The sequence below is a fragment of the Paenibacillus odorifer genome (genome assembly GCF_000758725.1).
Taxonomy (GTDB): Bacteria; Bacillota; Bacilli; order Paenibacillales; family Paenibacillaceae; genus Paenibacillus_AQ; species Paenibacillus_AQ odorifer.
The window spans coordinates 2,608,183-2,627,985 of sequence record NZ_CP009428.1; the positions used below are offsets into that span (position 1 = coordinate 2,608,183).

Annotated in this window: 14 protein-coding genes; 12 read left to right on the forward strand and 2 right to left on the reverse strand. The window is 45.6% G+C overall.

Annotated features, from left to right (window positions below; genetic code table 11):
* Positions 1 to 22: 22 nt before the first annotated feature.
* Together PODO_RS11040 and PODO_RS11045 are read left to right on the forward strand one after the other, a co-directional pair.
* Entirely contained in the window at positions 23 to 514 is a 492-nt protein-coding gene (locus PODO_RS11040; RefSeq protein ID WP_038570047.1) for a DinB family protein, read from the forward strand.
* Between the two features lie 88 nt (positions 515 to 602).
* Positions 603 to 2,582: a CotH kinase family protein gene (locus tag PODO_RS11045; RefSeq protein WP_038570049.1), complete on the forward strand. Its 1,980-nt coding sequence runs from the start codon at positions 603 to 605 to the stop codon at positions 2,580 to 2,582.
* A 71-nt stretch (positions 2,583 to 2,653) separates the two neighbouring features.
* Here PODO_RS11045 and PODO_RS11050 read toward each other — a convergent pair whose 3' ends face one another.
* On the reverse strand, positions 2,654 to 4,348 hold the full coding sequence (locus PODO_RS11050) for an ABC transporter substrate-binding protein (protein WP_036683466.1): 1,695 nt from the start codon (positions 4,346 to 4,348) through the stop codon (positions 2,654 to 2,656).
* A gap of 112 nt (positions 4,349 to 4,460) precedes the next feature.
* Between PODO_RS11050 and PODO_RS11055 the strand changes: the two genes are divergently transcribed.
* The 10 genes from PODO_RS11055 to PODO_RS11100 all read left to right on the forward strand — a co-directional run bounded on the left by PODO_RS11055 (position 4,461) and on the right by PODO_RS11100 (position 17,759).
* The gene (locus tag PODO_RS11055; RefSeq protein WP_036683468.1) at positions 4,461 to 5,972 is read left to right on the forward strand and encodes a DUF4153 domain-containing protein; all 1,512 of its coding nucleotides are present in this window, start codon (positions 4,461 to 4,463) and stop codon (positions 5,970 to 5,972) included.
* Between the two features lie 24 nt (positions 5,973 to 5,996).
* Positions 5,997 to 6,521 (forward strand): hypothetical protein, encoded by a 525-nt coding sequence (locus tag PODO_RS11060; protein WP_036683471.1) that lies wholly within the window; start codon positions 5,997 to 5,999, stop codon positions 6,519 to 6,521.
* 94 nt (positions 6,522 to 6,615) lie between these two features.
* Positions 6,616 to 7,314: a Crp/Fnr family transcriptional regulator gene (locus PODO_RS11065; protein WP_036683474.1), complete on the forward strand. Its 699-nt coding sequence runs from the start codon at positions 6,616 to 6,618 to the stop codon at positions 7,312 to 7,314.
* Positions 7,315 to 7,475: 161 nt separating this feature from the next.
* On the forward strand, positions 7,476 to 9,170 hold the full coding sequence (locus tag PODO_RS11070) for a methyl-accepting chemotaxis protein (protein WP_051491290.1): 1,695 nt from the start codon (positions 7,476 to 7,478) through the stop codon (positions 9,168 to 9,170).
* Positions 9,171 to 9,435: 265 nt separating this feature from the next.
* On the forward strand, positions 9,436 to 13,356 hold the full coding sequence (locus PODO_RS11075) for a galactose-binding domain-containing protein (protein WP_080742466.1): 3,921 nt from the start codon (positions 9,436 to 9,438) through the stop codon (positions 13,354 to 13,356).
* Positions 13,357 to 13,503: 147 nt separating this feature from the next.
* Positions 13,504 to 14,424: a cysteine synthase A gene (gene cysK / locus PODO_RS11080; RefSeq protein ID WP_038570052.1), complete on the forward strand. Its 921-nt coding sequence runs from the start codon at positions 13,504 to 13,506 to the stop codon at positions 14,422 to 14,424.
* A 20-nt stretch (positions 14,425 to 14,444) separates the two neighbouring features.
* A complete protein-coding gene (locus PODO_RS11085; protein ID WP_051491291.1) occupies positions 14,445 to 15,338 on the forward strand; it encodes a hypothetical protein in 894 nt (297 codons plus the stop codon).
* 241 nt (positions 15,339 to 15,579) lie between these two features.
* Positions 15,580 to 16,398, forward strand: coding sequence for a sensor histidine kinase (locus tag PODO_RS11090; RefSeq protein ID WP_038570055.1), 819 nt, complete (start codon positions 15,580 to 15,582; stop codon positions 16,396 to 16,398).
* Positions 16,395 to 17,054, forward strand: a complete 660-nt coding sequence (locus PODO_RS11095; protein ID WP_038570057.1) for a response regulator — start codon at positions 16,395 to 16,397, stop codon at positions 17,052 to 17,054. Before PODO_RS11090 ends, PODO_RS11095 begins: the two co-directional genes overlap by 4 nt.
* 63 nt (positions 17,055 to 17,117) lie before the next feature.
* On the forward strand, positions 17,118 to 17,759 hold the full coding sequence (locus PODO_RS11100) for a DUF1775 domain-containing protein (protein WP_051491292.1): 642 nt from the start codon (positions 17,118 to 17,120) through the stop codon (positions 17,757 to 17,759).
* Between the two features lie 112 nt (positions 17,760 to 17,871).
* Here the strand turns inward: PODO_RS11100 and PODO_RS11105 are convergent, their stop codons facing one another.
* Complete coding sequence (locus tag PODO_RS11105; protein ID WP_038570060.1) at positions 17,872 to 19,782, reverse strand: CotH kinase family protein; 1,911 nt, start codon at positions 19,780 to 19,782, stop codon at positions 17,872 to 17,874.
* Positions 19,783 to 19,803: the final 21 nt, after the last annotated feature.

Here is a 19,803-nt window from a genome sequence, read left to right on the forward strand (position 1 = left end):
CAACTTTCTAGGAGGTTTTTATTTGCAGACATTTTTTCAATATAACTGGATGGTCCGCGAACAATGGTATGAGTGGTGTGCAAATATTTCTGAGGAGGAGCTGCTTGCAATACGTATAGGTGGTGTAGGCAGTATACTCAAGACGCTTTTTCACATTGTGGATGTGGAGTGGAGCTGGATTCAAGTATTGCAAGGAAAACCGGATTTCCAAGAGGATTTTGAGCAGTACAAGACTTTGCAGCATGTACGAGAATTGGATGCAAAATTCCACACAGAGGTGGAACCCTTTGTAACGGCTTGGCATGAGGGGCTGGAGCAGAGGATTTTTGAGGATCACCTTCCGGATGGCAGGATCGTGACCGATGCCTGGGGTGAGGTAATGCGCCATGTGATTGCTCATGAGATTCATCATGTCGGGCAATTATCTGTCTGGGCCAGAGAGATCGGAAAACCGCCGGTTTCAGCTAAACTGATTGGCAAAGGGCTGATAAACAGCCTGCCTGGCAAAGCGTAGACAAGCTATTCAGCGTATACTCAGATTCATATTTTACAATCTCCTTGAACTGCGAAAACATAAATCTGTACTTCAAGGAGGATTACACATGGTGAAGAAGAAAAATTTGCTGAGAAAGTTTATGGCAGTTACACTAAGTCTTGCTATCGTCTCAACAGCGTTTGGAGTTGCTGGAAACACGCCCGTAGTTAGTGCGGCGGATGCAGGTGTAACGAAAGCGTATGAATCCCTGTTCGCGGGTGACAGAATCATTGATGTTAAAGTAACGATTGATGATGCGGATTGGAAAAGTATATTAGCAAGTCCCCTCGAAAAAGAATACAAAAAAGTTAAGGTTGAAGTTGACGGGAATGTTGTTGAAAATGTTGGATTTTCTACTAAAGGGAATCTGACGTTAAAATCGGTAGCCAGTATGACAGACTCGGACAGATACAGCTTCCGGCTGAAATTTGATAAATATGATAAGAAGCAAACGTTACTTGGTCTTGATAAAATGGTACTGAACAACAATTTTTCGGACCCTTCGTATATTCGTGAATATTTACATTACGAAGCGCTCCGTTCTGTTGGTGTGGATGCACCTTTGACTGTGTTCACCAACCTGTATATCAACGGAGAATTATATGGGTTTTATGTAGGTGTGGAAGCGATAGATGACAGCTATCTAGAACGTACCTATGGAGAAACTTATGACGAAGGTGTTCTGTATGATACAGAAGAAAAAAGTTATCTGCAGTACAAAGAAGACAGTGACTACGAAACGATAACTTATGATACAGGTAAAGAAGATGATAAAGCTTCGTTAAAGAACTTCATCAAGGTACTGAATGAGATGCCTGCCGGTGAGAAGGGTTCTATTGAAAGTGTGCTAGATGTGGATTCGGCCCTGAAGTATATCGCCGCTAATGCTGTATTGGGTAACTATGACAGCTATAACGGGGATAAAGGTCATAATTATATGTTGTACGGGGATGCATCCGGTAAATTTAGTGTACTTCCATGGGATATGAACATGTCCTTTAACGGGTATTCTGGTGGCGGAGGCGGCAGAGCAGGTACAACAGCTGCTGCGGGCACAACATCTACATCGGCAACAACCATTGCAGCCAATACCAACGCAGTAACTGCATCGATTGATAATCCTACACTTGGGATAAGTTTAGATCAGGTCCCAATGATTGCTAATCTGTTGGAAGTGCCTGAATATAAGACTAAATACTTGAAATATGTATCTGAGCTGGTAGATTATTTGGAAGGAATTCAGAGCAGAATCACTGAATTGGCTACCTTGATTAAACCTTACGTTCAAGCAGACCCAACCAAATTTTATACCATGGAACAATTTGAAAGTAATGTTACTTATTCAGCAACAGGTGAGACGGGTGGTAGTGGAGGAATGACTCCACCAGCTGGGATGGAAGGCATGACACCTCCTGAAGGGATGGAGGGCATGACACCTCCGGATGGAACGACACCGCCAGCACGTCCTGATAATACAGGGACTGCGACTGATGGTAATCCTACACCTCCAACAGGTAACGCTGGAGGCGGGGGACAAGGTATGGGCACAATGGCTGCAGGTTCGATTATGACCTTTGCGCTGAACAGACTTGCTAATCTGCAAGGCCAGCTAGGACTTAACGTCACACCTCTACCCTCTGTAACTACAACACCATCAACAACTAATCCGAACACGACGGGCACTAACGGAATATCCGTACTTTTAAACGGAACAGCGGTCAGCTTTGCAGATCAGCTTCCTGTGAATAAGGATGGTCGGGTGCTTGTGCCAGTGAATGCAATCTTTAATGCTCTGGGTGCTACAGTAACCATGGATCAAACGACTAAGAAAATCACTGCAGTAAAAGACAATACAACGATCGTAATGGCCATTGGCAGCAAGACTGCTTACATCAATGGAAAAGCGCTCACACTCGACGTTCCTCCGCAAATTATCGGAAATCGGACATTAGTTCCGGTTAGATTTATTTCCGAGGGATTGAATATGGATGTGAAGTGGGATGCGGGGACTTCTACAGTTACAGCTACGACTAAAACAGCAGCTTAATAATTAGCTTTATCGCGTATGCGGAAATCCGGGGCAAGCTCTGGATTTCCGCATTTTTTAATTCAAGCAGATCAACTCGTGCTGCTGCTAGAGAGCAGTGGCGGAAACCAGACATGACGAAGATCGACCCAACCCTGGCTATTGAAGCTAACCCCGCGGACAGAGGGGAGATAAGCTGTCTGAGTGGGCTTTTCATACAAAATATGTAGGTGGTGCTCTTTAATCAGACGGTTCTCGATGATACTGAAACTTTCCGCTCGGGCCACCGGATTAGGTTCGCGCGCGATGGTATACAGCCAGCCTTCTATATCCGCCCGGGTATACGGTTCAATATGCTGGGAGAGCGTAAGGTATAGATCAAATAAACGAAGTTGTTCATCCTCGTCACGGAATAATGAGAAAACAATCAGGTCAGATTCCAGCCGAATCGGACCTTTAAATTCCTCTGGAGACACGGAAATGACATTGCATTTATAACCTTGTTGCTCTAGTCTAGTGGCAATAAAATCAGCATCGCCAGCATATTGTGGAATCGTAGAGATTTGCAACGTGATTTCTTGATCTTTTATCGCTTCTTGCTCGATGGACGCTGAATCGTCTTTTAAACAGGAGACTATTTTTGCCCGAAGCAGGGGATCGCTTAGCGGTCCCTTTTTTTGCGTATTGCAGGTGACGAATTTCCGGATGGAAGACTCCGAATGAATTCGGCTCCAGGTCGAAGAACTGGCGGATGAGGGATTCTGAATCACGTGAAAAGCAGAACCCGTATCAGAGGATGACGTTTCGGTATCCCACGGGACATAAAGGATTTCAACCCGATCTAAATGAGCCCGTCCTTGAAAATAATAAGGAAAAACCTCCAGCACACAAGTGTCCTCGGTCATGTCCACAACCTTAAAGGGGCCAGTCCCCACGGGTCTACGGCCAAAGCTCTGCTCATCTATTCCTTCTAAATCACGCGGTACAATTGCGGCTCTGCTCGTGCACAAAAATGGCAGAAATAGTTCATTAGGCTGCTTAAGCGTAATTTGAACGGTAGATGGATTTAATGCGGTGACCCGCTGGATTTCTTTGAAAATATAGCTATAGAGTGTCCGTTTAGAGGTTCGCATCAACCGTCCCAGGGAATAGACTACATCCTTGGCTGTAAGCACTTTTCCATGATGGAATAACACCTCTTTGCGCAGAAAAAAAGTCCAGAGCGTCCGGCTCTCATCGACTTCCCAGGCGTGAGCCAGACAGGGAACAATTTTGTCCCGTTCACCGCTTCTTTTCACTAACCCGTCGAAAACATGGCTGGAAACAAATGACTCTGCCAGCAAATTCATATATAACGGATCGAAGGTATGTAGCTGCTGGGTAATGGGCAGGCGGAGAGTATCAATTTGTTTGTCACTACGAATTTCAGAATGATGCCCAAAATAGGTCAGCAGCCAACCCTGTAGTGTATCCTGCAGTGAGGTGGAGCTGGCATGGGTTTTGATGCCTTCTATAGCGTGGTGGACATCTTTGCGGCTAATCGCCTGCATCATGGATTGAAGGGCAATTTCTTCGGAGGGAACAAGAAATTGCAGCAAAGAGCGGCTTCCCCGCCCACGCTTAGGCGTCCATTTGATCCATTCCTGCAACATCATTTTATTCACAATATGCATGGCATTGCGGTGTGTACAGCCGAAAATCAATGCCAACTCATCCATCGTCACTGAGATTTCTGTGGCTCCCCCAAAATGAGATTGCAGCTTTAAAAATTGGCTATGCAGCTTCATTGTTTTGGTTCCTTTCGGAAAATAGGAAATTATAAATAAATTCTTTCTCTTTTTTTTCTTATTTTATCACGTAAAATAAGGATGAGAAAGTAAGAAAATGGGGGTAATTACCATGACCGAGGAAATGGAAACGGGAACGGGACTTAGGCTTAATCGATCGCTTGCTGCTTTGCTTGCTGCGTTCTTACTGGCAATAGTTCATCAGTATTTATTTTATGGAAAGCTGGCGGGCCTATCGTATCCAATCTTTGTGTGTCTGTTCTATGCGTTCATGCTTTATTATGCCAAGGCTAAAATCCGCAAGCTCAACAAATTCAGTTACTTCTGGTTTGGAGCGATTTTTCTACTTTCATTAACCTATTTATTCTTTCATAATTTTTTCTTCTTTGGGCTGAACCTGCTGGTGATCCCGGTGTTGATTTTATTACATATGACTTATTTGCTTAGTGATAAACGGCCGGCTTGGAGCCGGCTTGGATTAGTGGGGAACACGCTGGAGCATGTGCTTCCACAGAATTTCCGCCATTGGAGCACTGTGTTTACGATCATTAAAAGGACTGGCGGCAGTAAAATGAAGGACGAGCGTAAGCAGGTCATGGGGAAAGTGCTGATAGGACTTGCGATCTCTTTTCCAATATTGCTGGTTGTGGTTACTTTGCTGTCCTCAGCGGACGGAGTATTTCATCATGTACTGCTGGAGCTGCCGAATGTGCTGGATCGGATTTCATTTGGGGAAGGTTTTGTGCGGGTGCTGTGGATTATCCTGCTGGGCATGGGCTTTTTCGGCTTAGTGTGGGGGTATGTGGATTCGAAAATCTATGACTGGAATATGCAGCCTAAGGAATATGGTCCAGTACTGGCGCCTGTAAGCTTTAAAATGGATCCGATAATTATGACGACGATTCTTATAGTCATTAACACGGTATATGTATTGTTTGTTTTCGTACAGTTTTCTTACTTGTTTGGAGCATGGGAAGGGATTTTACCAGAGGGCAGCTCATATGCTGATTACGCACGTAGTGGATTTTTTGAGCTGATTATGGTGGCTGCGATTAATTTCGTGATTTTGCTGCTGGCTTTGGTATCGGAAGGAAAAAGAAGTGGAGGGCTGCAAAAATTTATTAATGTCCTGCTCTACATTCTGGTTGGTTGCTCGACAGTGATGCTATATTCCGCCTATACCCGTCTGACTCTATATGAAGAGGTGTACGGCTATACCACGACTCGGTTTTTAGTGCATGCATTTATGATATTTATGGGCTTATTGTTGGTGGTTGCAGCCTTACGGATAGCTGTTCAACGTGTGCCATTGGCGAAATGTTATATTGTGCTGGGCTTGATCTCCTACGTCGTCATGAACTATATCGGGATGGATGTTATTATCGCTAATAAAAATATGGATCGTTATGCGGCAAGTGGTAAATTGGACGCCAATTATTTGGTCCGTTTATCTCCGGAGGTCATCCCTTCTCTGATAAGGTTTAGTGAACAGGAAGATGGGATGCTGGATGATTTTTTAAAAAATGAATGGAGAGAACTCAATAAGCGTGAGCGGGCCTGGCAGTCGTTCAATTTCCCGCAATATCTGGCGCAGCGTGAGCTGGCTGAATATTTTGCACAGTAAAGGTAAGAAGAAGGTGTGAGGTCAGTGAGGAAGAAGCCATTTAAAAGAGGCTGGTCATTTATCATCATTTTTATTACGGTAGGTTTAAGTTACGGGATCTATCATATCTATTTATACAATGCGCCCAAACAAAATCATTACTCGCGTGTTTCCAGCACCAATCTTGAACAGGAAAGTCTGGGCGGCATTCAGCTGCTTCAAAGCCTTGATTCAATTGCTAGGGAACCTAAGCCAAATAATGATATAGAGCGGTATCAGTATTATGATCTGGGCCACGAGACAACAATAGCCACAGCACGTGGTGATGATAAAATAATTCTAATCAGCGTCTATTCCGATCATACGATGAGTACGGCAAGAGATATTCATGTTGGAGCTTCAGCGGACGAAGTGATCAAGGCTTATGGCACTTCTTATTATAAAAGAGGGGAGCAAGGGGCTGAGATTATCGGATACGTGGATAAAATCAACCATCGGAGTATTGAATTTTGGCTGCAGGATCAGAAGGTAGATATGATTCGTTATTGTGTGGATTCTGTTGTAATGTAAAGTGTCATAGGAAAACCTCATTAAAAAGGACATATGTCCTTTTTTTGTGGGGTATTCTAAATTACACTGGAGCAAACAATAGAGGGGGCACTACATGCAGACGATAAATGACCGTGAGGCTGTCCGTGCCTTGGCAGTGAAGAACGGTCTGGACGGAATATTTAGCCCGCTGGTAACGCATAAAATGGAGTTGAGACGTTACGCGGATGAAGAAAAGCTGTGTTTGGTTGGCGATCAATTGGATGGAATGTTCATATTGGTTGAGGGCAAGCTCAAAATTCAGACCTTGCTGCCAAATGGCAAATCTATGCTGGTGCGGTTTACAAATCCGATATCTGTTATTGGGGATGTAGAGCTGCTTCACCGGTTCCCTGTTAAGAATCAAGTGGAGTCTGTGGGTGAGAGCTTGATTCTTTTTGCAGGTAGAAGACTACTCCTGAGAGAGCTTGAGGAAAATACAGCGTTGTTACGTTTTCTCGTCGGAGAACTTAGTCACAAATTGCATACGCTCGGTCAAGCCTCCGCACTTAACCTGTTGTATCCTGTGGAGAATCGATTTGCCAGTTATTTAATGTCTTTGTTCGCAGATAAAAACGGTGACCGGCGAGTGGAGGAGATTCGGACCTCAAGTCTTATTGAAACAGCAGAATTGCTTGGCACAAGCTATCGGCATCTTAATCGAATCGTACGTCGTTTTATTGATGAAGGAATCATTACACGAAATCGTGGACGCTTAAGTGTACTGGATGAATCGAAGCTGGCAGAGCTGGCTAACGGAAATTTATACGAATAAAAAGATCTCAAAAGACCATTAGTTCCTGCCCTCGGCCGGAAATAGGGGTCTTTTTGTTTTTTTAAGCAAACATTCAGTTCAAATTCAGAGAGGCTTAAGGGAGAGCTAGTAGGATAAAAGTACCAAATAGACCTACATACATATAGAGATGAGGAAAAACGATGGTGAAAAGTATCCGTGGGAAAATAGTCTTAGGATTTACTGCTGTGATTATAGTCTTTCTAGTGGCGATAGCCGGAAACACATTGTTTCAGGGGAAGGTTACCCAATTGACAGATCAGGTTAATCGTAACTGGGACAAGCTGTCACTTGTTCAAGGCTTAACGGATAAGATTCGTACCGCAGATGAGCTGGGTGCTCGTTATGTGATGAGCAACACAGATGATGAGCGGAATTCCTATCTGGCGCAGTATGAAGAAATGCTCCCATTGATTGAAAATGCTATTACAGAGCTGGAGAGTGCCCGATTAATTGAAGCTGAGTTAAAGGGTGTAACTGAGCTGAAGAGCAAATGGAATGATTATTTGATCGTTCTGAAGGAAGCTTTTGCTTTAGCTAAGGAAGGCAACTTCCCGGAAGCGCAAAAGAAATTCACGGACCTATCATTAGACGCTATGATAGAATCTCAGATTGTGTTTCAGAACATGCTCATGGAGGAAATAGAGAATGGACAAAGCCTGGCAAATTCGCATCGTAATAACGCTTTGATTACTAGCTTTGGTGTGACCGGATTGTCGGTAGTGCTCGCGGTGATCCTTGCGCTGCTAATTTCTGGACGGATTATTAAACCGCTTCGTGATGTGAACACGCAGTTGAAGGAAATTGCAGATGGGGATGCCGATCTTACGCGCAAATTAAGTGTTCGTTCTAAAGATGAGATTGGTGAACTGGCGTTTAACTTTAATAAAATGACAGATAATCTGGGCACGATGATTGAACAGGTGAAGTTATCGGCAAATAGTCTCGCGAATTCCTCTACAAAGCTTAGGTCAGATAGTGGAGTGACGGCAGGCGCCACAGAACGAATATCGGATTTTATGGGTGAAATCGCTACCGGAACAGCCAAACAGATGAATGATTTGCAGACCAATACGATTACAATCTCAGAAATATCACTAGGAATCGGCCAAATTGCTGCCAGTGTCCAGGACATCTCGGAAGCCTCCCATCGCTCTGCGGCATTTGCCATTACAGGAGATGAATCCCTTCAGGCCGCAGGGCAGCAAATGGAATCGATTAATCACTCCATACAATCTTTATCACAGCAGGTCCAAGGTTTTGTGAATCGATCTCAGGAGATTGGCAGTATTGTAGGAGTCATAAAAGGAATCGCTTCGCAGACGAATATGCTGGCCCTAAATGCGACGATTGAGGCAGCTCGTGCTGGTGAGCAAGGTAGAGGTTTCGCTGTGGTTGCCGATCAGGTCCGCAAGCTGGCAGAGCAGTCCGCGGAATCCGCCAATCAAATTGCAGAAATGGCGACTGGGATCCAAAGTGAAGCAGATGACGCGATGAAGGTGATGATGAGCAGCATGCGTGAAGTAAAGGGAGGTACGGAGATTATTGAGGAAGCGGGACGATCCTTCGGTGAGATTCGATTATCTATAGATTCACTCGCCGAACAGGTTCAGGAAGTATCTGGAGCCGTGGAGGAGATTACGGCGGCTGCGGATGAGATTGTAGAGTCAATTCGTAACGTTACGCAAATCTCGGAAACAACCGCTGCGAGTACTCAGCATGTGTCAGCAGCCTCACAAGAGCAAATGGCTTCGGTTGAACAAATTGCATCCTCTGCAAGTGAATTAAGTACAATGGCGCATGGACTGCAAGGGTTGGTAGCTAGATTTAATGTATAACACGAAGCTTCGGAGAGTTAAGGGGCAATATAGTCCCCTTGTCCTCTCTGGGGCTTTTTTGTTGAACGTAATATCCCACATACAAAGCATAGAAATTGCCATCGACGGCCATCTACCTATAACTTATATTATTAGCGTTATTAGTTAGCTTGTATCCGTAATCCATCATTTCAAATGTAGGAGGCGAATGTCTATAAAACTACTGTTTTGAAAGCGCATCCTTTCTGCTGTATAGCTCCACAAAATTTTGGAAGGTGGTTATTCAATGATAGCAGCTTCTAAAAGATTTACCGGGAAGACGGCAGTACTTTATTGTTTGATTGTTATATTATTTGTAGGTCAGTTAGGATTATATCCCTCGGTGAGTTTAGCTGCGGGGAATTTAGCCCAAGGGAAGACTATTACTTCAAGCTCGTTCGGTGATGTATACGTAGCAGCCAATGCTAATGACGGCAGCCAAGGAACGTATTGGGAGAGCGCAAGCGGTGTTTTTCCGCAATGGATTAAAGTGGATTTAGGGGCAGCAAGCAGCGTGAATCAGGTTGTGTTAAAGCTGCCTACGAATTGGGAAACAAGAACTCAAACGTTAGCGGTGCAAGGGAGTACAGATGATGCAGCTTACAATAACTTAGTAGATTCCGCCAATTATACATTTAATCCAACGAGTGATTCCAATACAGTGACCATCAGCTTTACAGCTGCGAATGTCAGATATGTTAAACTGAATTTCACATCCAATACGGTCTGGCCAGCAGCACAGTTAGCGGAATTTGAGGTTCATGGTAATACAACTACAACTCCATCCTCAGGATATGAAGCGGAGAATGCCGCATTATCCGGTGGTGCCAAGGTTAACACGGATCATACAGGTTATACAGGTACAGGATTTGTTGATGGTTACCTAAATCAAGGTGCTGCAACTGCATTTAGCGTTAATATGGCTTCTGCTGGTAACTATGATGCTACATTAAGATTTTCAAATGCATCAGGCAGTACAAAAACCATTAGTGTTTATGTGAATGGAACTAAAATTAAGCAAACCTCACTTGCGAATCTGGCCAATTGGAATACGTGGTCAACAAAGATTGAGACGCTGGCTCTGAATGCTGGCACTAACACGATTACTTATAAGTACGATACAGGAGACACTGGAAATGTGAATCTAGATAATTTGAACGTCACTCCAGCTTCTGCTACAACACCAACTCCGACGGCAACTCCAACACCAACGGCAACTCCAACACCAACGGCAACACCTACCTCAACTCCAACGGTAACACCAACACCGACACCGACGGTAACTCCTACGCCAACACCGACAGTAACACCTACACCAACTCCAACGGTAACACCGACCCAGACACCAACAGTTACACCAACGCCTGGGGCGGGTTCCAATCTGGCTTTGAACAAAAGCATCAACGCTTCCTCTTCCGTCTTTACCTTTGTTCCTGCAAATGCGAATGACGGTGATGTAACTACTTACTGGGAAGGAGCAGGAGGAAGTTATCCCAATACATTATCTGTAAACCTGGGTAGTAATGCCGATATTACATCCATTGTCCTCAAACTGAATCCATCATCAGCCTGGTCCACACGTACTCAGACTATTCAAGTGCTTGGGCATAATCAGAATACAACAGCCTTTACTAGTCTTGTGCCAGCAACCGTGTATACTTTTAATCCGGCAACCGGCAATACGGTCACTATTCCGGTAACGGCCACGGCTAGTGAAGTACAGTTGAAGATTACCACCAATACTGGTTCAACCGCTGGACAAATCGCTGAATTCCAAGTGATGGGTGCACCAGCTGCTAATCCGGATTTGGCGATAACCGGTCTTACATGGTCACCTTCAGCTCCAGTAGAGACCAATGCCATTACTTTAAATGCAACGGTAAAAAATATTGGAACATTAGCTTCCACAGCGACTAATGTAAATTTCTACTTGGGCAGCACACTTGTAGGTACTAGCCCAGTGGGGGCATTAGCGGCTGGCGCATCTACGAACGTCACTTTAAATATGGGCGTAAAGGATGCAGCTACCTATACTTTAACTGCAAAGGTTGACGAGAATAATACGGTTATTGAATTGAACGAAGGCAATAACAGCTTCACTAGTCCAAATTCTCTTATTATTGCTCCCGTATCCAGTTCTGATCTAGTAGCTTCCCCAGTTAGCTGGACACCAAGCAATCCAGCAGGCGGCAATGTGGTCAGCTTCTCGGTGGCAATCAAGAATCAAGGGACGGCAGCATCCGCAGGGGGTGCGCATAACATAACCCTGAAGGTTCTGGATGCTACTACGAATGCTGTACTCCAAACCTTAACTGGAACCTATAACGGCGTGATTGGCAGTGGAGTAACAGCGCCTCCTGTTAGCCTTGGCACTTGGACAGCAGCTAATGGCAAATATACTGTGAAGACCGAAATTGCCGTAGACACTAATGAGCTGCCAGTTAAACAAGCCAACAATATTCAAACACAGTCTCTTTTTGTAGGTCGTGGAGCCAATATGCCTTACGACATGTATGAGGCTGAGGAGGGCGTGATTGGTGGCGGGGCTGTGAAGCTTACTGCTAATCGGACCATTGGAGATCTTGCGGGTGAGGCTTCAGGCAGAAGAGCAGTTACACTGAATACTACAGGCAGTTATGTAGAATTCACTACTAAGGCTGACACTAATACACTGGTCACCCGCTTCTCGATTCCAGATTCGGCGAGTGGAGACGGTACGAATGCTACACTGAACATCTATGTGAACGGAGTTTATACCAAGGCGATTAATCTGACCTCTAAATATGCATGGCTGTACGGTTCAGAGATAAGTCCCGGCAATTCACCAAGCGCGGGCTCTCCGCGGCATATTTATGATGAAGCCAACATTATGTTCGACAGCACGATTCCGAAAGGTAGTACGATTCGACTGCAAAAGGATGTGGCAAATACCTCGCAGTATGCCATTGATTTCATCAGTCTGGAGCAGGTTTCACCAATTGCCAATCCAGATCCGGCCAAATATACGGTCCCAGCCGGCTTTACACATCAGGATGTGCAAAATGCGCTAGATAAAGTACGCATGGATACGACCGGAAATCTCGTAGGTGTGTATTTGCCAGCAGGTAACTATCAGACCTCCAGTAAATTTCAGGTCTATGGAAAAGCAGTGAAGATCATTGGTGCAGGCCCATGGTATACGAGATTCTACGCTCCAACGAATCAGGAGAATACGGATATCGGTTTCCGGGCAAGCGATACTGCTAATGGCTCTACTTTTGCGAATTTTGCTTACTTTGGGAACTACACATCACGTATTGATGGTCCGGGTAAAGTATTTGATTTCTCCAATGTGGCAAATATTACGATCGATAACATCTGGACCGAACATCAGGTGTGTATGTACTGGGGAGCTAATACGGATTACATGGTGATCAAAAACTCCCGTATCCGCAACACCTTCGCTGACGGCATCAATATGACGAATGGCAGCACGAATAATCTCGTATCCAATATTGAGGCACGGGCTACAGGGGATGATAGCTTTGCATTGTTTTCGGCTATTGATTCCGGTGGTGCAGATATGAAGGATAATATTTATGAGAATCTCACTTCAATCTTAACCTGGCGGGCAGCAGGTGTAGCCGTCTATGGCGGATATGCCAATACCTTCCGCAACATTTATATTGCCGACACGCTTTGCTATTCTGGAATTACGATCAGCTCACTTGACTTCGGGTATCCAATGAACGGCTTTGGCGCTTCACCGACAACGAATTTTGAGAATATTTCCATTGTTCGTGCAGGTGGACATTTCTGGGGGGCACAGACCTTCCCGGCAATCTGGGTATTCTCAGCCTCTAAGGTATTCCAAGGCATTCGTGTCAGTGATGTGGATATCATTGATCCAACCTATCATGGTATCATGTTCCAGACCAACTATGTCGGCTCCGCGCCGCAGTTCCCAGTGACAGATACCATCTTCACGAATGTCACAATTTCCGGTGCGCAAAAGAGTGGAGATGCTTTTGACAGCAAATCCGGAGTGGGCATCTGGGTAAATGAAGCGGCTGAGGCTGGGCAAGGTCCTGCCAGAGGGTCAGCCACCTTTAACAATCTGAAAATTACCAACACGGTAACGAATATTAAAAATAATACGTCTACTTTTACGATTAACGTTAATCCGTAAAAATAAAGCTGCCAATACTGAACAGCCGTCTCCCGCTTTCGTGGGGGGCGGTTGTTTTCAGGTTGCAGAAACCAAGGGTTCTGAATCGACAGGAGGTGCTGCTCACGTTACAATAATGGAAGGTACAGAAATGAAGGAGGCTCTAAAATGACATCCTTAGTGGTTAACAATATAACAGAGCTGATTGGGAATACACCGGTTGTAAGATTAAATCGGCTGACTAGCCCCCAAGATGCAGAACTATATGTGAAGCTGGAGCTTTTTAATCCAAGTGGCAGTGTAAAAGACCGGGCAGCTTATAATCTAATCCTGCAAGCCGAGCTAGCAGGTTTGTTGAAGCCGGGCGGGACGATCATTGAGCCGACTAGTGGAAATACAGGGATAGGATTAGCGATGAATGCCGCGGCAAAAGGGTATAAAGCGATTCTTGTCATGCCTGATAATATGACCAAGGAACGAATCAATATTCTAAAGGCTTATGGTGCGGATGTTGTGCTGACGCCGGCAGCAGAACGGATGCCGGGAGCTATAGCAAAAGCGATTGAGCTGGGAAAAGAAGTGGAGAACAGTTTTATTCCACAGCAATTCGAGAACAAAGCCAACCCTGATATTCACCGGACAACGACCGCTCTGGAAATCTTGGAGCAAATGGAAGGTAAGCTGGATGTGTTTGTTGCTTCATCAGGAACTGGGGGCACGATAACTGGAACCGGTGAGGTTTTGCGTGAGCATCTACCTGATATCCGGATTCTTGTGGTTGAGCCGCAAGGCTCGCCCGTATTATCTGGAGGAAAGCCAGGACCACATAAGCTGGTAGGAACGAGTCCGGGCTTTGTGCCCGCAATTTTGAATACACAGGTCTACGATGACATCGTTCAGGTCGCGGATGAAGCTGCCTTGGAGACGGTAAGAAGGCTGGCTGCAAAAGAAGGAATTCTGCTGGGTCCATCCGGTGGTGCCACTGTATGGGCGGCGTTGCAGGAAGCGCGTCGTCTTGGGGCTGGCAAACGCGTGCTTTGCATTGCACCTGACACAGGGGAACGGTATCTTAGTATGGGAATATTTTAGTTTCGTCTGGAGGAATGGGAATGAATAAGCTCAGTGTGAGTTTTCTTATTGTTCTACTGCTGGCGGGCTGCTCAGGCTCTAACAAGCCAACCCCTTCTCCAAGTGCAGAGCCAACACCAACGGCAAGCATGCAGCAGCCAGCAACTTATCTGGAAGCTGGAAAGCTGAAGGCGAATTTTGGTTTTGCAGATGAGTCTGGCAAGAGCATCTTAGTCACCGGGCAGGAAAAAGGGCTGGATGCGCAAATGCAACAATTGAATGAGGCGATCGGCGATCATGGGCAAGTGCTAAAAGTGAAGTTGAATAAATGGCAGGAGGGTACGGAGAACAGTAATGGCCGGGAGATGGCTCACAATTTTGTGAATCTGCCAGGGTATCTTTATACGGTTGAAGAGGGGAATGCGACTCCTGATGAGACCTATTACCTGACGGATCAGGCAGAGTTTAATACGAATGCGCTAATCTCTGTTAAGCCTACGGAGGTTAAGCAAGCCTCGCTAAATGTTGCAGAAAATGTGCGGCAGAATATTGTTTCTGCAAAAAATCGTGAAGTAGAGCATATTTGGAAACTTGCTGACCTGTCTGGTGAACGGCAGCTGTATCTCGTTCAATTCATTAGGCAGGATCAGGATATGTTATTCAGTCTCGTGCTGGAAGACAAGGTCGGGCTTACCTTTATGGATTATCCGGCTGTCATTCAAGGCGATGAATTTTCCGTCTGGAGAGTGGATGATGGTGGGGAAGTCATACCAGAGATGTTCTCTATTCTTTTTGCGGCGGAAACCGCTGAAGGCCCATTACTCGGTATGGAGTGGTGGGGAGCGGAAGGCGTAAATACATTTTTCCTGAAAAAAGAGGGAGATGTTTTTAAAGAAATGGACATTCAATACGGACGCTACACATCACCACTATAACTGGGATGCAGATACATCGAAGGATGTATCTTTTTTTTGCTACAATATAAGAAAGTATAAATTTTCACTATATATTGCTTATAATATTATGAAGGATAGCATTAATTTTTTAAAATACTTAAATTTGTAACAATAAGAACTTTAAATAGCCCGATCGAGTCATGTAGCAGAATTGTGACGGTGATATTGTTAATCATAAGATGTACGGGAGGGGACAGCAACGTATAACCGAATCAAGTACATGATCCTGTTACTGCCAACGCTAATGGTAGGGATCTGGGAGGTCGTGCGCCATCAGTTTCTAATGCCTTATATTTCGATGGATCTGGGGAATTATTTGACACCTGTTCTCGTATTTTTGTTCACTCTTGTATTGCTCGTCCCTATGTTTTCGCTTATGGAGCGGAATCAGCGGGAGCTGGAGCAGGAACGTGCGCTCAAAGAGGCAATGAAAGCCCGGGAAGGGCTAGCTAAGGAACTGCATGATGGGATGGCGCAATCTTTATTTCTTTTATCTGTCAAAATAGATCGTTTGGAAGCAAGCCGCAGGAATGGGGAAGTCAGCGAAGAAAATGTGGATCAGATCAAAAAGACCGTCCACGAGGTGAACCGTTATGTTCGGCAGGCGATCGCTAATCTGAAGGTACCAGTGTCTGAGCAGCACTCTTTTTCATTGGAACAGTCGGTTAAAGATCAGCTTGCTCAAATGGCTAACGAGATTATGATTGAAGTTTCCTTGGATTGGAGTCTACAGGATGAAGCCCTCTCTCCTTCGGAAAAAGCAGAGCTACTATCTTGTATCCGAGAGGCTATTATTAATGTGCGTAAGCATACAAGAGCGGCGAAGGTTTCTATCACGGGTGCAGGCACTGAGAAAAACTGGAGCGTGGCGATTGTCGACAATGGCGAAGGATTTCAGCAAGACCCTTTTGAGGTAAACGGAAGTTACGGCCTTCAGATCATGAAGGAACGTGTCGAAGGAATGGGTTGGAAGCTTCAGGTGAGCTCCGGCAATACGGGGACAAATGTGGAAATTACGAAAGGAGGGGGAAGTTTATGAGCCGGTACCGGGTTTTGGTTGTGGATGATCATGCGCATGCGCGTGAGGCGATGTGTGAGATTTTGTCCATGGATGATAGTTTTGAGGTCATTGGTGTAGTGGAGAGTGGTCCTGAGGCGATCGCGTTCACGGCCCAGTGGATGCCTGATCTCATTCTTATCGACATTCAGATGCCGGAGATGGACGGGCTGGAGACTACTCGCCGGATCAAGCAGGAATATCCCTATGTCAAAATCGTTATCGTTACGGTATCGGACGAAATTTCCCACCTCCTCGAAGCGCTGAAGCAAGGTGCACAAGGGTACTTATTGAAGAATCTGGCACCTTCCACCTGGATTGAATATTTGCAAGCCATTGTGAATGAAGAAGCACCGCTAAGCCGGGAGCTGGCTTTTCAAATCCTGAAAGAATTTACCGTTCCTTCAGTAACGGACGAAGGAGAGTCATTGACGGCAAGGGAGAAGGAGATTTTAAGCTGTGTGTCTTCCGGATCGACGAATAAAGAGATTGCCATAAGCCTGTCGATTTCGGAGCATACCGTAAAAAACCATCTGAAAAACATCCTTCAAAAGCTTCAACTCCAAAATCGTACGCAGCTGACGCGTTATGCTCTGGAGCAGGGGCTTGCTTCACGTAAACGTGATTTTCCGCGGTAATTATGAGGATAGAGATGAAAGTGAAAAATGATAAAATTACTTAAGGAAAGAGGCACTCTAACTATGAACAGATTATCTCGCAAAATAATGACACTATTCGCACCAGCCGCTGCAACACTTCTGTTGTTCGCAGCCGTGGCAAGCGCACACGTAACCGTGGCACCAGCACAATCCAGTACCGGAGCATGGGAGACTTACACACTTAAAGTCCCTTCAGAAAAAGATGTAGCGACTGTACAAGTTGATCTACGTATCCCGGCAGGTGCCGAGTTCAAGCAATATGAGGCTACACCGGGCTGGGATGTTACCATTGAGGGGAACAAAGTTAGCTGGATAGCTAATGGAGAAGGAATTAAAGCAGGACAATTCCAACGTTTCTATTTCACAGCGAAGAACCCTGATACTGCAGGTGACATTGCTTGGGATGCTTATCAGCATTATGCCGATGGCAGCTTGGTGCAGTGGTCTGGTGAGGCAGGAACAGAAAGTCCGCATTCTATTACTTCGATTGTGCAAGCCTCCGGTGGGAATGAACATTCTCACGGTTCCAGTGACAATGGCATGAGTATGGAAGAACATAATGCCATCATGGAAAGCGAGAACAACTCAACCAGTGTCAACCCAATGGTCTATATCGCATTAGGGATCTCTTTACTAGCCTTTTTAATAGCAACCATAAGTATATTGCGCGGGCGGAAAGAGTAAGCGGGAACTAGTTGTGATACAAGAATATAGTGTTCATGCAAGAAGCCTCCGTCAATAAACGACGGAGGCTTCTTGCATGAATTATTTGTTGATGAGGATACTTTTTACTGCTCTACAGCCGTTTGCGTTTGTAGTAGGTTACGAAAGCAGCGGTTAGTATTAGGAGAAGGATGGCGACGCCAGTGGTGATGGCTTCACTCGTGCTGCCTTTTTGCTGCATAGTACCAGCACCACCAAAGTCGCCACCGCCCATACCACCAGGCATACCGCCACCAAAGCCACCGCCGCCCATGCCGCCACCACCAGGACCATTTCCGCCGCCTTCAGGGAAAGCGGGTCCGCCCATAGCTCCAGGCTCACCACCCGCGCCGCCGTCAAATCCACCTTGAGCAGCTTGGCCGTTAGTGTTGTTTTGTCCGTCTTGAGCAGTTTGCCCTGTTTGTGTAGTCTGCCCACCCGCAGTTGCTTGTGAGTTACTGCCAGGACCATCGCCGGCATTAGGGACAGCCGGTCCGCCCATGGCACCAGGCTCACCACCTGCACCACCCTGAGCAGTCTGTCCATCCGTAGCCGCTTGCCCTCCGGTATTTGCTGCAGCTGCGTTTGCGCCAGTATTACCAGTAGCGCCATCCGCACCTGTGGCCTGCCCAGCACCCGCAGCGCCTTGAGCTGCACCATTTTTAGCGCCGCCACCAAAGCCACCGCCGCCCATGCCACCACCCATGCCGCCACCACTTCCTGATCCGTCACCGGATGAAGGAATGGTGCCGTCGAGCTGCTGCTGGATACTTGTGGCCATGTTCGACATGAAGGTCTCAACAGCCTTTATCCCATTTTCATACTGTTCGAAAGTGTAGAAGGCGGATGGATCCGCTTTGACATAGCTGGAAATCATCGTGTTCAGCTCATCAATCCGAGCCTGGAACGTATCGTCCGCTAGATAGCCAGTAATCATCTCACTAACAATTTCGTGATATTTCGTTTTGTATTCCTCATTAGCGAGTAGTTTCGCAATCAGCGGGCGTTCTGCCAACGCACCTTGGGTAGGCTCGTCAATTAACACATCTGCGCTTCCCATGCCGCCAAAAGCCATATTATAATCCCACGGTAGAATCGAGAAGACTCCATCGTCTTCATATAAGTAATAATTCTGCTTATTTCCACCTAAATAACTGTCCATATTACCCGTGACCGCATTTAGAGCGATATACTTCAGCGATTCCTCTACGTCGATGTATTTTTCATAATCGGTGCCGTTATTTAGCTCATTCAGCATGTCGACAAGAATATCATCGTTGGACTTATCGGATTTCATTTCTAGTCCAGTATAGAGGGCTGGATCATCGCCCAGCCAAGTCAAATCACTGCCCTGACCGGTCATTATGCCTTTATAAAGTGCACCATAAGTGTTGCCGAAATTGCGTTCCAGATAAGCATCACCGATCTGTTCTACTGCAAGATAGAAACCCTTCAGTTCATCGTTTACATACACATTGACGAAGGAATATTTCGGCGTCGGGAGACCGACACTTTCAGCGAGCTCATAGGTCAGAAATTCACGCATATAAGAAGCATCGCTGTAATTATTATTAAGATTGATTTTAGTAATGCCGAATAAATTCTGGTTAACATACTCATCAAAAGAAATTTTGAAGCTGTAGCGGTCAGAGTCTGTCATCTGTACTACGCTTCTGAGACTGAGATTTCCTTTGGTCCGTACAGCTACATTATCGTATTTCATACCGTTGTACTCTACGGAAGCCATTTTATATTCTTCTGCACTGGCATTATCCAGCATATCCTGAAAATCGTCCGGGTCCAAAGTGATTTTGACATCCACTACCTTATCTTTTGGAAAGACCTGCTCGTCTAGCTTTTTCTCATCGCTCGAAATGACCTTGTCTTGAGCATCAGACGTTGGATTATTTGTTGCAGACGGACTTGCGTTCTGACACCCGGCTACGGCGATGACCAGCAGCAGGCAGCAAAAACTCAGCAGGATTGACTTACCTCTGGTTTTCATCTGGGGCACCGCCTTTCATCT